Genomic DNA, 14,733 nt, shown 5'->3' on the forward strand with positions numbered 1-14,733 from the left:
CACTCATATTTATAATAAGTGCTTGGCATAACAAATAATATATTTTTTTACTGTTTTCGTCAAGGCTTCCAGGCTCGAATTATCGCTGGCGGAGGTAATATCCTTTACGCTGCCGTCCTTCATCAGTATGCGTATGTTAGCGTCATCAACTTTGTAAGCATTGTTCAAAATGGTATCGGTAAACACAAAGTACGCTGCCTCATGCGCGCTGATACCATACATTTCCATCGCCTTTTGGCGCAATTCAGCAATAACCTTTTCATCGGGCTGTGTTTTGGTAATTTCTACATGAAACAAACGCCTGTAAACCAAATTACGGCATAACATAGCCAAAACTATATCCTCGCTATCAACCCAAACCTTCACTGCCGACATAATATCGGTATCATCTAAACAGGCAAACGTCTTGAGGTGTACCGGTTCGCTGATGAATTGCTCTTTAGTAATCGTATTGTATAAAAAATGGCGAAGCGCGGGCGTACAAAACAGTTCGGTGCCGCTCAATGCCAGCTCACGGGCACGTACCAATATCTTGGCGAGGGCTTCTTCGGCCGCTATTACTGTTTTATGCAGGTACACCTGCCAGTACATTAGCCTTCGGGCTACCAAAAATTTCTCTACCGAATAAATACCCTTCTCTTCTACCACCATCTGGTCATCCTTTACAGTGAGCATTTTAATGATTCGCTCTGAACCTACCACGCCCTCGGTAACACCGGTGAAAAAGCTGTCGCGGTTAAGATAATCCAGCCTGTCCATATCCAGCTGGCCTGAAACCAGTTGATGCAGAAAGCGGCGCGGATAGGTATCATTAAATATACTGATCGCCATTTCGAGGCGGTTATCAAACTCGTCGTTAATACGCGCCATCAACATGGCCGATATATCTTCGTGGCTGATCTCCTTAACTATGGTATGCTCCAGCGCGTGCGAGAACGGGCCGTGGCCAATATCATGCAGCAATATGGCGATCTTAACAGATTCTTCTTCTTTGGCAGAGATCTCGTGGCCTTTGTCGCGCAGGGTTTCAATAGCCAGATCCATCAGGTGCATGGCGCCCAACGCGTGGTGGTAGCGGGTATGTAACGAACCGGGATATACGAGGTGTGTCATCCCCAGTTGTTTAATATGCCTTAACCGCTGAAAGTATGGGTGCTCAATAAGATCGAATATCAGCTCGGATGGGATACTGATAAAACCATACACAGGGTCGTTTATAATTTTCTTTTTATTCAATGCTAATTTTAAAACTTTGCAAATGTGTCAAATATGCTTTATTAAAGTATCTTATATTTGTTATTTTTTGTTAAACCATATAATATTCAACAACAAAACCTTTGCTTTGCGGTTATAGGCTTGATCAAATTTTTTTAGAATTACAAACTGCCCGACACCTATAAACTGATCAGTTTAATATAAATGAAGGTTAAGGGCATCTTAAATATTTAACAACATGCAGGATACAACAATATTATGGGCCGATGACGAAATTGATCTGTTAAAACCACATATACTTTTTTTAAACGAAAAAGGATACAAGGTAAGTACCGTAACCAGCGGAAACGATGCCATTGAGGCTTTTAAAAAGGGCTATTTCGACCTGGTTTTCCTGGATGAGAACATGCCCGGCCTTACCGGCTTGGAAACCCTTACGCAGATCAAGAACATCAATAACGATGTGCCTATTGTAATGATCACCAAAAGCGAAGAAGAATACCTGATGGAAGATGCCATCGGATCAAAGATAGACGACTACCTGATTAAGCCGGTGCACCCTAAGCAAATACTGCTTACCATTAAAAAACTTACCGAAAACAAGCGCCTGGTGACCGAAAAAACCACTATGGCCTATCAGCAGGATTTCCGTAACCTGGGGATGACGCTTAACGATAACCTGAGCTACCAGGAATGGGTGGATGTGTACAAAAAATTGATCTACTGGGAGCTGGAGCTGGAAAGCCTGGAAGATGCCGGGATGCACGAGATACTTACCCTGCAAAAAGCCGAAGCCAACGTACAGTTTTGCAAGTTTGTTGAAAAGAACTATCTCAACTGGGTTAAAAACCCCGATACCGCGCCAACCAGTTCGCCGCAATTGTTCAAGAAAAAAGTATTCCCTAAGCTTGATGGCAACGGCCCTGTTTTCTTTATATTGATAGATAACTTAAGGTACGATCAGTTTAAGATCATCAACCCTATTATATCAGAGTATTTCCGTTTGGAGGAAGAGGATACTTATTTCAGTATTTTGCCTACGGCTACACAATATGCGCGTAATGCCATCTTCTCGGGCCTGATGCCTTTGGATATGGAAAAACGCTTCCCCGAAAAATGGCAGAACGACGAGGATGAAGGCGGTAAGAACTTATATGAGGCCGATTTCCTGGAAGACCAGATCAAACGTTCGTTACGTAAGGACTGCAAGTTCTCGTACCATAAAATACTGAACATTGACGAGGGCCGGTCGCTTAACGAGTCGATAAGCAATTACATGACTAACGACCTGAACGTGGTAGTTTACAACTTTGTGGATATGCTGTCGCACGCCCGTACCGATATGCAGATGATCCGCGAGCTGGCCAGCGACGATGCCGCTTACCGCTCTTTAACGTTATCATGGTTTGAGCATTCGCCATTGTTTGATTTGTTGAAGTTCTTGGCCTCAAAACAAGTGCGCGTAGTGATCACTACCGACCACGGTACCATCAAGGTTAAAAATCCAAGCAAAATCATCGGCGACCGAAACACCAATACCAATCTGCGTTACAAGCAAGGTCGCAACCTTAATTTTAACCCAAAAGAGGTATTCCATGTTCGTAACCCGCACGATGCCATGCTGCCCAAGCTGCATGTAAGTTCAAGCTTTGTGTTCGCAAAAAGCGATGGTTACTTTGTATACCCTAATAATTATAATCACTTTGTGAATTTTTATAACGAAACCTTCCAGCACGGCGGTATCTCGTTAGAAGAAATGATTATTCCGGTGGTTACTTACGGACCGAAATAGAATTTATAGGATGGCACTATTATTCATATTAAAGAGCCAAAAAGATATCGATATTCTGAAAGAAACGCTGGCAAAAAGACCCTCAAAAAAGGGTTTTGATGCCAAGCGTTTTTCGGGGATATTCAGCCTTGAACAAGAGCCTTTAGTTATACAGCATAAATTAAGAAGTGAATGGAATGATTTGAGATAGATCATTCAAAAACTTTGATTTATTTTTGCGGCTAACCCGTCATTGCGGGTTTAAAACCCATGCGGCACAGAAGTGAGGCTTGTCACCCTGAGCTTGTCGAAGGGTGCGTGGGTGAAGGCCTCTGCGCGCGATCCTTCGACAAGCTCAGGATGACCCTATAAATTGCTTCTAAACTTTGCATGGGCAAAAAGAATCAATGACTGTAAAAACAACGCTATCGTGCTAATTACCGCCAACTCATTATCAAACCTGCCCGAAGCGGCAACGCAATTACTGGCCGAGGCCGGTACCAATAAAATATTTTTGTTTTACGGCGACATGGGCGCGGGTAAAACAACGCTCATTAAACAATTATGTGCCGCGCTAGGTGTAGATGAACAGGTTACCAGTCCTACTTTTTCTATTGTTAACGAGTATCGCAGTGGGGGCAATAATATTTTCCATTTCGATTTTTACAGGCTAAAACAACAGTCGGAAGCGCTGGATATGGGTTATGAAGAATACTTTTACTCGGGCAACTACTGCTTTATTGAGTGGCCCGAAAAAATACCCGATCTGCTACCCGACCATTATACCCGTGTAAGCATCACCGCGCAAAACGACGGACCGAGGCTGATAAACGTTGAAAACATTTGAGCGCGATTTGCGTTTTTTCCTTATCTTCATCATCCAGAAATTGATACGTAATGAGTTCAGGGAAATACAGTGGGTTTTCTGATGTAGCCAGGCAGGCGCTAAGACAAACCCAGGAATCAATGCTGGAAGTAAAAACCAGGAAAAACAAACTTTACATCGGTATTCCTAAAGAGGTTTCGTTCCAGGAGAACCGCATTCCGCTAACCCCGCTTTCGGTGGCCCTGCTGGTAAATAACGGGCACGATGTAATACTGGAAAGCAATGCCGGTAAAGCTGCCAACTTTTTAGACAAGGATTACAGCGAGCAAGGCGCGCAAATTGTATACGACACTAAAACGGTATACGAGGCCGATGTGATCATCAAAATAGCGCCGCCAACCCCGGCCGAAATCGAGTTGATGAAACCCGGTCAGCTGCTCATTTCAACCCTGCAAATAGCCACCATGAAGGCCGAGAGCCTGCAAGCCCTCCTCAATAAAAAAATAACCGCTCTTTGTTTTGAACATCTGCTTGATGAAGGCGGTTCGCTTACCGTAGTACGCGCCATGAGCGAAATTGTGGGCGCGACCTCCATACTGATAGCAGCCGAATACCTAAGCAACGTTTTTGAAGGTAAAGGCCTGATGCTGGGCGGTATCACCGGTGTTCCGCCTACTGAAATTGTAATATTAGGCGCGGGTACCGTTGGCGAATATGCCGCACGCACCGCCCTATCATTGGGTGCCGAGGTAAAGGTGTTCGACCCATCGATATATAAACTTCGCCGACTGCAAAACAACATCGGCAACCGGGTATTTACATCTGTAGTGCAGCCTATTGTTTTGGAAAAGGCCATTACCACCTGCGATGTGGCCATTGGGGCTTTACGTGCCGAAGATGGCCGCAGTCCCTGTATCATCTCCGAATCAACCGTGAGCCGCATGAAGCGCGATTCGGTGATCATCGACGTAAGTATTGACCAGGGCGGCTGTTTTGAAACATCAGAGGTAACCAACCATACCCATCCTGTTTTCCGCAAGTATGATGTAATTCATTATTGCGTGCCCAACATAGCCTCACGTGTGGCCCGTACGGCTACTTATGCGCTTACCAATATCTTCGCGCCTATCCTGCTTGATATCGGCGAACACGGCAGCATTAAAAATGTGATATGGCAAAAGGCCGGGGTGCGCAACGCGGTTTACATTTACCAGGGCCACTTAACCAATAAACACATTGGCGAACGCTTCAACATCCCGTGTAAAGATCTCGACCTGCTGATCGTTTCCAGCTTATAATTTATGAAGAAACAATTGCTGTACTTTTTGCTGCTGACCATCGGGCTGCCGGTGTATGCGCAACAGTACAAGTTTATTGATGTCTCCAAAATAACATCGCCAGCAAAATACGCTGCCGAAATAAAAGCCAATCCGGATAACCAACTAATTGAAATAAAGAAGTACATACCCGGCATCGTGCTCGACATCCGCTATGCTACAAAAAACAATTTTACCGGGCAGCCGGTGTATAAACAGGCACGGGCGTTCGCGCGCTTGCCGGTGGTCAAATCGCTCCAAAAAATACAGACCGATTTAAAGCCCCTTGGCCTTGGCTTAAAAATATTTGATGGCTACCGGCCGTACACCATCACGGTAAAGTTCTACGAAGTTGCAAAAGATACCACCTTCGTGGCCGATCCCCGTAAGGGCTCGCGCCATAACCGGGGCTGCGCTATTGATCTTACCCTCATCAATCTTAAAACCGGCAAAGAACTGGATATGCCTACCGGTTACGATAGTTTTAAAAAGGAAGCCGCTGCCAATTACGGTCCGCTTTCGCCCCAAAAACTGCATAACCGCGAGTTGTTAAAAAAGGTAATGGAAGCTAACGGTTTCAGCGTATACCCATCCGAATGGTGGCATTATGATTTTAAAGGGTGGGATAAATTCGGCTTGCTTGATATTCCGTTTGAGGACCTGTAAGCGTAACGGTGCTGTTGCAATATGCATGAATATTGGGCTTTTGGCCATAAAGGCATCAAAATTGCTAAACAATTTTCGCGCGTAATTGCTTAACGAGTAAGTTCTATTATTCAACATCAACACAATGCCTGTATATGAAAATATTTAGTAAAGAATATCTTAAACAGTTTTGGAAGGTTATCCTGGCCACATTTAGCGGTTTTGGTAACGATAACGGTTTAAAGCTTAGCGCCTCATTGGCTTACTACACCATATTTTCGTTAGCACCATTGCTGATATTGATATTGTCTGTTACCGGTATCTTTTTAAAAGATAAAAAAAACAGGGATACATTTTATGTACAAATAGAGCAATATGTAGGCGCCAAGGCTACCGACCAAATAAAAGCAACCGTTAAAAGTCAGGATATTGAAGGTAAAAGCGGTATTGGTCTTGCTGTTGGTATTGTTACCTTGCTATTGGGTGCCAGCAGTATATTTTTAGAGATCCAAGATTCGTTGAACATAATATGGCGGGTAAAGGCCAAGCCGAAAAAGGGTTGGGTCAAGATGCTCCAAAACCGCTTCCTTTCCTTCTCGCTCATAGTCAGCTTAGGATTTTTGTTACTTACATCGCTGTTGGTCAGCGTCGTTATCAGTGCTTTCAGCGACCAGATCACTAAATTCCTGCCACATGTACTGGGGTCTTCCATATCGGCAGTCGTTGGCCGGACTATCATCTTCGCTATTAATTTCGGTATTACCTTGCTGGTAATCTCCGTGTTATTCGGCATTATCTTTAAGGTGTTGCCCGATGTTAAGATCAAGTGGAAAGACGTACGTGCAGGTGCTATCTTCACCGCGCTTTTATTTATTTTAGGCCAGTACATTATCAGTAACTATATTCAGTATACCGCACAGGGTTCGGCTTATGGTACGGCGGGTTCTATCATTATTATTTTGGTGTGGATCTATTACACGGCCGCCATACTTTACATCGGAGCCGAGTTTACCCAGGTTTACGCCGAAGCCAACGGCAGCCACATTGAGCCGGCCGACTATGCTGTACATGTACAGCAAACCGAGGTAGAAAGAAATGTTAAAGAAATTCCACCACAAAACCCCGAATTGGAAGGCGCTTTAAAATGTGACGATGATGTCAATAAGGATAAGGATGAGTGTAAGGATGATAAGAAGGCGTAATCTGTTTAACGCGTTATTATTTACTATCGTCATCGCTGCAAAAACACGAAGCAATCTCGTTGCGTTCTGCTTTTATAAAAATCGCGTCATTGCTGTAAGGGTTTATTAATTCGAGGACAGATTAGTTGATTTATGATTTGTTGTTTAGGGTGATCATATCGATAGGTTTTTTACCTCCGATCCCCTGATGGGGTCTTTCCCAGTTATAGTACACCAGGTATTGTACCAGCTCATCTTCGAACTCTTCAAGGCTGTCAAAGTCGGTTTCTTCGATGAGGTCTTCTTTGAGTGTTCTCCAGAAGCGTTCCACCTTTCCATTGGTTTGTGGGCGGTAGGGCTGAATGTAGCGGCGCTTGATACCGGTTTCCATCAGCATCCGCTCAAAAGGGTGGTTGCGTTTGTTCTGACTGTTTGCAGGGCCAAACTCGGGGCCGTTATCAGCAATGATCTCCTCGAACTGGATGCCGAACTTCTCACGGATCATCCGCATACAGCGCATAGCTGCAAACATGGCGGTAAGTGCTGTAATATCTTCCATCACTTCTGCAAAAGCCACCCGCGAGTAATCATCAATGACACAAAGCAGGTAAAGCTTGCGGTGTTGACCCCGAATGATGGTCCTGCTCAGGTGATGGCAATCGATATGGCCTAATTGTCCCATGCGCTCTTTGATGATCCTGCGTTTAACTTCCTTGTCTGCCGGCTTTAAGTGGTTCCTGCCATAACGCTTCAGGATGTTATATACCCCAGAAGGTGACGGCTTAAAGTTATTTGATTTTTGCTTAAGCTCATCGGATATTTCAAACTTATTGCAACCTCTGGAGCGGATATCGAGTACTAAAGCTTCATCGGCTAACGACGGCCTGCGGGTCTTATACTTTGGCCCCCGCCTTCCAGGCAGCAGGTCTTCTTCGTTGCCTGATTGCTTATAACGGTTATAATACTTCAGAAAGCTCCGCCTGTCAGTATGATGGGCGCTGTAGAAGTCTTTCGCTAATTTGAAAGTTGGATGCTCCCCTGCTTTTACCTGTTCGTATTCTTTGATCAGCAAACGATAGGTCTGAAGATAGTTCCGCTTAAGGGTGAGGTCATTCGTGTTGATGCGCATGGTGACTAACTTTTTTTAAAGCTAATCTTGTTACCGAATTATATAACCTTTACAATTGCGAGGTACGAAGCAATCTCGTTGCGTTTTGTGCTTACTGTATATAAATCACGTCATTGCGAGGCACGAAGCAATCTCTACTTAGGCTGTGCTTGTGCTGTAATTAACATCAGTCTGCTCTTGGGCGCAGTGCCCCATTATTTTTGAGGGCAAAAGTAACAAAACCCTTGTCCAGCAATAGGCTTCTTTGCCGCACAAGGCCGTTGCCCTGCAAAGCAGTCAGAACTTAGGGCTGGAACTTTTGCCCCATGCTTCGCCGCTCACTTCCTCCCCACGTGCAACAAGTTCCTATGCCCGCCATTGCGCTCCTGGCCACCACAGTTCTGCCCGCTTTCGCCCGAAGCTGTTTGCTGACGGAAGAAACTAACATAAAAAACGCGTCATTGCGAGGAACGAAGCAATCCCCGACTTGAAGATCCGCTCTGTATAGCTTAGAGATTGCTTCGTTCCTCGCAATGACGTGGTTTATTTGAGATGCTGAGATGGCAATAATATAAATTGCTTTATAATTAGTATTTATCGTAAATTTAAATACTAATTATAAAGCCTTGCTAACCCGTTCATTTACCGGTAAGCACATACTGCATTTTATTTTTCTTATTTGTTGTTTATGTGCTTGTTTTACTACAGCCAACGCCCAGTATTTTGATCTGGAAGAAGGCCGCAGGAAGGTAACCATGCCCTTTAAGCATGTGCGCAACATGCTGGTTATACAACTCCACATTAATAACGCAGGCCCGTATAATTTCATTTTAGATACCGGCGTAGGCCTTATGCTCATCACCGAGCCTAATTTGGTTGATTCTATCCATCTTACCAATAAAAGAACCGTAAAGATTCCCGGACTTGGCGAGGGCGGCGATGCCGAGGCTTTTGTAACACCACCCCTCAACGTGGATATCCCTGGCTTAAAAAGCTACGCGGTATCGGCCGCTATATTAAAAAAAGACCATTTCAATTTAAGCAGCTATGTAGGTATGCCTATTCATGGTTTATTGGGATATGAATTTTTTAATAACCTGGCGGTTAAAATAAATTTTAGCGATAGCACCGTTACCGTTTGCAGGCCTGCGGATATTAAAATGCTTAAGAAAGGCACCCGCATACCTATCACCGTTGAAGAAAAAAAGCCTTATTTGGATGCCATAGTGAAGCTTACCGACGGTACATTGTCTATCAACAAACTCATTATTGACCTTGGTGCAGGCCATCCTATCTCGCTGGATAATTTTATTAAGAATAAAGGGTTACCGCAAAAGTTTATAGCAGCCAACCTGGGTATTGGTTTAAACGGACCGATCAGCGGTTTTATAAGCCGGGTGGCCGAGGTTGACCTTGGCAATTATAAGATTAAGGATGTGCTTACCTCCATGCCCGGCGATAAGAATACCAATACAAGGCCTTCTATTGCACGCGATGGTAATTTGGGGATGGATATTTTAAAGCGGTTTACGATAGTATTTGATTATACCGGCAACGCCATGTACTTAAAAAAGGGCCGGGGTTTTAAAGAGCCTTTTGAGCACGACATGAGCGGACTTGAATACTTTGGCAGCGGCAAGGATCACAAAGTGGTGATCATTAGCCGGGTGGAGCCCGGTTCGCCGGCCTATGATATAGGGCTTGAAAAAGATGACCAGATCGTATCTATCAACTTTAAACCCGTTACAGAAATGACACTGGAACAAATAGACAATTTGCTCCGGTCACGCGACCAGCGAACCTTGCTGCTTGAAATATACCATGATAAGGTTCTTGAAAGGGTGATCATAACATTAAAACGAAGAATTTAAATCCCTTGCTTACTTAAGCTGACTGATATTATCGAAAAACGCCGATTGCAGATCAAGCAATGACTTTACGTTCATCTTTTCGCCATACATATCAAAACAAAGGAACTTCGATTTTGAATGATCGTTGTTCTTTTCGCTTTCAATAAAATTAAAAGTTTCAAAAAAATAATGGTTCGTGGTAACGTTATCTTTACCCGTTTGCGAGGCATTTAGCCTGAATCCGATCGTGTTGATCCACTTGTGCACCCGTGAGTGCAACGATGCTCTGTTTTTAGCCATAGGTTAATATTGTGACGATGTAATTTAACTTTAACGCACACCACCCACGCTTTGTTACAACCTATTGTTTATTATTTTACCAACACGTGTGGATTGCTCTTGTTAGCAGCAATTGTAACAACCTCTTTTACAACACACATTGGTTGCAATATTGCTATTAACCATACTTTCGTATTACTTAACCAACCGCTTACGGCATTTTCGCCGATGCTACCCTCTTCCCTGCTATCGTACATAATTTAATACGGATGTTACAACGTTGAACTAAAATGCAGGCGGTATAAAACACTATGGCAATGAGTGCAGACATGGTAACAACATTGTTAAATTGTGATAAACACACCTATTTAATACTGTTTTAATATTAAATGTGGCCAATTAAGCCTTGTATAGGTCAAATAATGACATATCCGGTTAATTTTCGCCATATCCAGTAGCAAAAATGGCCTACAGGCCTATGTAACAATGCTATGTATACATATTGTTTTAACATTTAATAGTTAAACATTTGTATAATAATTGTTGTCTCTACTGCAAAATATACAGTAGACTTTGCTAAACCATATATGAAATATCTATTACTTATCATGGCAGTTATCTGCCTCGCTACACCCCGCACCTTTGCTCAATCGGGCAGGGAAGTTAGCGGAACGGTGCTCGATTCTACCAAGCTATCGGTACCCGGTGCCAGCGTTAAACTAACATCAGATAAAGGCGACAGCACCGTTGTTGCAGCCAATGTTGATGGTAAGTTCACCTTTCCATCAGTAAAAGGCACCAAGCTGAATATCACCATATCATCAATAGGCTACCAAACCCTTTTAAAACACTTTACGCTTGATGCCGATACCAAACCCGCCAATGTGGGTACTATTGTGCTGCAAATGCAAAGCAACCAGTTAGCCGGGGTAAGCGTAGTGGGCGTAACGCCCGTTACCGTAAAAGAAGATACGGTTGAATACAAAGTGAGCGCCTTCCCGGTACGCGCCAACGCGCCTATTGAGGATGTGCTTAAAAAGCTGCCCGGCGTAGATGTGGATAAAGACGGTAACGTAAGCGCCGAAGGTAAATCGGTTACCAAAGTGCGCGTTAACGGAAAGGATTACTTTGGTGGTGATGTTTTATCGGCTACCAAAAACCTGCCTGCCGATATTATCGATAACATACAAATTGTTGACGATTACGGCGACCAGGCCAACCTTACCGGCATTAAAACCGGCGAGCCTAACAAGATATTGAACATCAACATCCGTAAGGATAAAAACTACGGCTATACTTTACAGGCTACAGCCGGTGATGGCAGCGATGCTTTACCCAGCAATCCGGGCGTTAGTAATGATAACAGGCACATCGGCTTGGTAAACTATTACCGTTTCAATGGCGATCAGCAGGTATCTATTATGGGTAACCTGAATAACACCAACGTAAATACGTTCAACTTTACTTCTGCCTCAGGCGGCAGCGGTGTTGGCGGCGGTGGCGGCAACCGTGGTGGTGGCGGCGGTGGTCGTGGTAACGCCTTGCAAGGCAGCGGCCAAACAACAGGCGCCAACGGTATCACCAATTCAAAATCTATCGGCTTAAACTTTAGAGACGAATGGGGTAAAAAGGTGTCGGTTTACGGGAGCTACAGTTTTAACGATAATAGCACCTTCACTAACTCAACATCATTACAGATCAACAAATTTGTAAACCCAAGTACCAGTAACTCTACCAGTAACCAGGATCGTGGGGTGATAAATCACCGTTTCAATTTCAATATTGAGTACAGGCTCGATTCTATGAACTACTTTAAGTTCGTTCCATCGTTCTCGTATTCAAAAAATGATGTTAATAGCATTGATGATGTACTGTCAACCCGTGGCGATAGTACCAATCTCGCTTATAATGTAAACTCGGTAACCAATTCAACATCGCCAAATTTTGGCCTGAACGCGTTGTATAACCACAAGTTTAACTCACGTGGCCGTAACTTCAGCGTAAACATGTCGTTCAATTCTACAAAGAACACACAGTTTGATAACCCGATATATAACTATACCGCAGGCGTACCAACATCGCCGTTAAACCAACGCATTAACACCAACAGCCGCACCACTACTTACGGTACTAACCTGTCGTATATGGAGCCATTAAGCAAGGTATCGTTCCTGGAGTTAAACTATGCTTTTAACCACTCGTATACCACCAGCGATAAAAGAACCGATACGCTTGATATTACCAGCGGATTACAGGATAACTTTAACCAATACGCGCTGTTAAGCAACAACTATAATTATACCTTTACTACCAACCTGTTTGGTGCCAACTACCGCTTAATAGAAAGCAAATACAATTTAACGTTAGGTGTTGGCGGCCAGCCTACGGTGCTTGATGGTCAATCTATCACCAACAATACCAATACCCGTGTAACAGGTTTTAATTTTGTGCCTACGGCCCGTTTTACGTATAATTTCTCCCGTGCAAAATCATTAAGCTTTAACTACAATGGCTCTGCCGATCAGCCGCAGTTTAACGAGTTACAGCCGGTGGTCGATCTTTCAAACGCACTTTACCCCGTTCAGGGTAATCCAAATTTGGATGCATCGTTCAGCAACCGTTTGAACTTAAGGTATCGCAATGCCAGCTTTGACACAGGCAATGTATTTTTCAGTAATTTGTCATTCACGCAAACTAATGATAAGGTAGTAACCTCTACCATCACTTACCCGGTTAGGTTTAGCCAGAGTGTACTTAGCGCTAACCCGAGTCTTAAAAACTTCCAGAACACTAACTTAACTACCTATACTAATGCCGATGGCTACTACCAAGCCAGCGCATTCGGTTTGTTCTCGAAACCATGGGCGCAGCGTAAGTATACCCTTATTATCAACGGTAACGTATCGTACACCAACAACATCGGTTTCTCGGGTTCTATCGATAGCAATAACGTATCGTCGGCCATCGCGAAGAATATATCAAAAAGTTTGATCGTTAGTCCGGGTATACGTTTCCGTACCAACTTTACCGATATTGTTGATGCCGAGGTAAACACCAGCTATTCTATCAACAAAACAACCAACTCGTTAAACAGCAACCCGTTGTTTAACCAAAACACCAATGTGCGTACGCTTAACTTGGGTGTTAACGGTAAAAATTACTTCTGGAAAGACTGGACTTTAAGCTACGACTTTACCCGCTCATTAAACTACGGATACAGCGTGCCAATTAAAAACCCTAACATATTGAACGTGTATGTTGAACGCCGTTTCCTGAAAAACAATATGGCGACCGTACGTGTGCAAGGGTTCGACTTATTTAACCAAAACACAGGCTTTTCAAGTACCGACGTGGGTAACATTACCACGCAAACCAATGTTAACAAACTTGGCCGTTACTTTTTGCTTACCTTTAGCTTACGTCTGCAAAAATTTGCAGGCAAAGCCCCAAGCGATGAACCCCGCGATTTCAGAGGTGGCAGGGGCGACAGAGGCCCGGGTGGCGGCGGTCCGGGCGGACCAGGCGCTATGTAAAATATAAAAAGAAAGGCGTTCCTGAATACAGGAGCGCCTTTCTTTTTATATGATAAATGAATTACTGTTTAATCACACTTGTAATGATGCGTTCTAAATCACCCAGATCAAAGGGTTTGGCCAGCCAGGTTTCGGCTCCGGCGGTTTCGGCCAGTTTTTGGATATCGCTGTTTGCTGAAAAATAAACCACGGGAATATTTTTCAGTTCTTCAGTAGCTTTTAAGGTTTGCGTGGCTTTTATCCCCCCGGCATCGGGTATCCAGTTGTCCATTAGTATAACATCGGGCATAGTGGCAGCTACTTTTTCTACAATGTTATTGCAGTTGTTATAGGTGGTAATATCCCAGCCGTTTTCTTCCAATACGTAATTACATATAGCCAGTATATCTTCATCATCATCAAAAATAATGATCTTTTTAGAGGGGGTAGTCATTGTGGGTTTTGTGGTATTGTTGCTTGTAAAACTAACTATAAGTTTCAAAATGGTATAATTGTTTTAGCGACACCTATTTATTTTTTAAAAAGTTAGTTTATACCTTTATTCGTAACGTTTCAAAAAAATATATTTCCCTTTATAATGCCAGCCACTCATCAAAATGGAATCGCTCGAAGCTTTATCAATCTTATAAATGAGCCCGCCGATGGTTAATACGCTGTCGATAGTGTTGTATTGCCAATCGTAGCTATATGTTTCATCTATTCCTATTCTAAACTCATCGCCCTTTTTGTGAAAATCTGTTGAACTGAATATTGTATATTTTCCGTTCTTGTAAAATTCAAAGCGATCAAAGAAATCCTTATAATGGCCGGTAGAATCCATACCCATTCTTATCCAGTAACCGCGGTTTGTCGTGTCGGTTATCACCTTTTCTATGTCGGTTCTGTTGTCGCACGCAACAAGGCTTAAGCAAATAATAAACAGTAAAAACTTTTTCATTTGATTAACCGGTAATTCTCTGTTAAAAAGCAAGACAACTCATTCCAAACAAAAATTTAGTTGCTGTAGCTA

13 protein-coding genes are annotated in these 14,733 nt (G+C 43.4%); 8 read left to right on the forward strand and 5 right to left on the reverse strand.

Features of this window, described 5'->3' with window-relative positions:
* Nucleotides 1–9 precede the first annotated feature (9 nt).
* Entirely contained in the window at nucleotides 10–1,236 is a 1,227-nt protein-coding gene (locus ABD894_RS24015; protein ID WP_345213635.1) for an HD domain-containing protein, read from the reverse strand.
* A 217-nt stretch (nucleotides 1,237–1,453) separates the two neighbouring features.
* Between ABD894_RS24015 and porX the strand changes: the two genes are divergently transcribed.
* The 6 genes from porX to ABD894_RS24045 all read left to right on the forward strand — a co-directional run bounded on the left by porX (nucleotide 1,454) and on the right by ABD894_RS24045 (nucleotide 6,975).
* Nucleotides 1,454–3,007, forward strand: a complete 1,554-nt coding sequence (porX, locus tag ABD894_RS24020; protein WP_345213636.1) for a T9SS response regulator signal transducer PorX — start codon at nucleotides 1,454–1,456, stop codon at nucleotides 3,005–3,007.
* Nucleotides 3,008–3,017: 10 nt separating this feature from the next.
* Nucleotides 3,018–3,197 carry a hypothetical protein gene (locus tag ABD894_RS24025; RefSeq protein WP_345213637.1) on the forward strand — a complete coding sequence of 60 codons (180 nt, stop codon included), beginning with the start codon at nucleotides 3,018–3,020 and terminating at the stop codon, nucleotides 3,195–3,197.
* Between the two features lie 219 nt (nucleotides 3,198–3,416).
* Entirely contained in the window at nucleotides 3,417–3,833 is a 417-nt protein-coding gene (gene tsaE, locus ABD894_RS24030) for a tRNA (adenosine(37)-N6)-threonylcarbamoyltransferase complex ATPase subunit type 1 TsaE (RefSeq protein ID WP_345213638.1), read from the forward strand.
* 50 nt (nucleotides 3,834–3,883) lie between these two features.
* The gene (locus ABD894_RS24035; RefSeq protein WP_345213639.1) at nucleotides 3,884–5,110 is read left to right on the forward strand and encodes an alanine dehydrogenase; all 1,227 of its coding nucleotides are present in this window, start codon (nucleotides 3,884–3,886) and stop codon (nucleotides 5,108–5,110) included.
* 3 nt (nucleotides 5,111–5,113) lie between these two features.
* The gene (locus ABD894_RS24040) at nucleotides 5,114–5,794 is read left to right on the forward strand and encodes a M15 family metallopeptidase (RefSeq protein WP_345213640.1); all 681 of its coding nucleotides are present in this window, start codon (nucleotides 5,114–5,116) and stop codon (nucleotides 5,792–5,794) included.
* A 134-nt stretch (nucleotides 5,795–5,928) separates the two neighbouring features.
* Nucleotides 5,929–6,975 carry a YihY/virulence factor BrkB family protein gene (locus ABD894_RS24045; protein ID WP_345213641.1) on the forward strand — a complete coding sequence of 349 codons (1,047 nt, stop codon included), beginning with the start codon at nucleotides 5,929–5,931 and terminating at the stop codon, nucleotides 6,973–6,975.
* A gap of 130 nt (nucleotides 6,976–7,105) precedes the next feature.
* On the opposite strand, the gene ABD894_RS24050 is transcribed toward ABD894_RS24045, so the two are convergent.
* Complete coding sequence (locus ABD894_RS24050) at nucleotides 7,106–8,083, reverse strand: integrase core domain-containing protein (RefSeq protein WP_345213642.1); 978 nt, start codon at nucleotides 8,081–8,083, stop codon at nucleotides 7,106–7,108.
* Nucleotides 8,084–8,688: 605 nt separating this feature from the next.
* On the opposite strand from ABD894_RS24050, the gene ABD894_RS24055 reads away from it, so the two are divergent.
* Nucleotides 8,689–9,933, forward strand: a complete 1,245-nt coding sequence (locus ABD894_RS24055; protein WP_345213643.1) for a PDZ domain-containing protein — start codon at nucleotides 8,689–8,691, stop codon at nucleotides 9,931–9,933.
* A gap of 9 nt (nucleotides 9,934–9,942) precedes the next feature.
* Here ABD894_RS24055 and ABD894_RS24060 read toward each other — a convergent pair whose 3' ends face one another.
* Complete coding sequence (locus ABD894_RS24060) at nucleotides 9,943–10,212, reverse strand: hypothetical protein (RefSeq protein ID WP_345213644.1); 270 nt, start codon at nucleotides 10,210–10,212, stop codon at nucleotides 9,943–9,945.
* A 587-nt stretch (nucleotides 10,213–10,799) separates the two neighbouring features.
* On the opposite strand from ABD894_RS24060, the gene ABD894_RS24065 reads away from it, so the two are divergent.
* Nucleotides 10,800–13,724: an outer membrane beta-barrel protein gene (locus ABD894_RS24065; RefSeq protein WP_345213645.1), complete on the forward strand. Its 2,925-nt coding sequence runs from the start codon at nucleotides 10,800–10,802 to the stop codon at nucleotides 13,722–13,724.
* Nucleotides 13,725–13,785: 61 nt separating this feature from the next.
* Here the strand turns inward: ABD894_RS24065 and ABD894_RS24070 are convergent, their stop codons facing one another.
* Together ABD894_RS24070 and ABD894_RS24075 are read right to left on the reverse strand one after the other, a co-directional pair.
* Nucleotides 13,786–14,157 carry a response regulator gene (locus tag ABD894_RS24070; protein WP_345213646.1) on the reverse strand — a complete coding sequence of 124 codons (372 nt, stop codon included), beginning with the start codon at nucleotides 14,155–14,157 and terminating at the stop codon, nucleotides 13,786–13,788.
* Nucleotides 14,158–14,262: 105 nt separating this feature from the next.
* Nucleotides 14,263–14,661 carry a hypothetical protein gene (locus ABD894_RS24075; RefSeq protein ID WP_345213647.1) on the reverse strand — a complete coding sequence of 133 codons (399 nt, stop codon included), beginning with the start codon at nucleotides 14,659–14,661 and terminating at the stop codon, nucleotides 14,263–14,265.
* Nucleotides 14,662–14,733 lie beyond the last annotated feature (72 nt).

It is taken from the genome of Mucilaginibacter gynuensis (assembly GCF_039541195.1).
GTDB classification, from domain to species: Bacteria; Bacteroidota; Bacteroidia; order Sphingobacteriales; family Sphingobacteriaceae; genus Mucilaginibacter; species Mucilaginibacter gynuensis.

Bases quoted from the DNA above. Each gene is read 5' to 3' on its own strand.
- porX (WP_345213636.1), top strand. From the start codon at position 1,454: ATGCAGGATACAACAATATTATGGGCCGATGACGAAATTGATCTGTTA.
- ABD894_RS24025 (WP_345213637.1), top strand. From the start codon at position 3,018: ATGGCACTATTATTCATATTAAAGAGCCAAAAAGATATCGATATTCTG.
- ABD894_RS24035 (WP_345213639.1), top strand. From the start codon at position 3,884: ATGAGTTCAGGGAAATACAGTGGGTTTTCTGATGTAGCCAGGCAGGCG.
- ABD894_RS24040 (WP_345213640.1), top strand. From the start codon at position 5,114: ATGAAGAAACAATTGCTGTACTTTTTGCTGCTGACCATCGGGCTGCCG.
- ABD894_RS24045 (WP_345213641.1), top strand. From the start codon at position 5,929: ATGAAAATATTTAGTAAAGAATATCTTAAACAGTTTTGGAAGGTTATC.
- ABD894_RS24050 (WP_345213642.1), bottom strand. From the start codon at position 8,083: ATGCGCATCAACACGAATGACCTCACCCTTAAGCGGAACTATCTTCAG.
- ABD894_RS24060 (WP_345213644.1), bottom strand. From the start codon at position 10,212: ATGGCTAAAAACAGAGCATCGTTGCACTCACGGGTGCACAAGTGGATC.
- ABD894_RS24065 (WP_345213645.1), top strand. From the start codon at position 10,800: ATGGCAGTTATCTGCCTCGCTACACCCCGCACCTTTGCTCAATCGGGC.
- ABD894_RS24070 (WP_345213646.1), bottom strand. From the start codon at position 14,157: ATGACTACCCCCTCTAAAAAGATCATTATTTTTGATGATGATGAAGAT.
- ABD894_RS24075 (WP_345213647.1), bottom strand. From the start codon at position 14,661: ATGAAAAAGTTTTTACTGTTTATTATTTGCTTAAGCCTTGTTGCGTGC.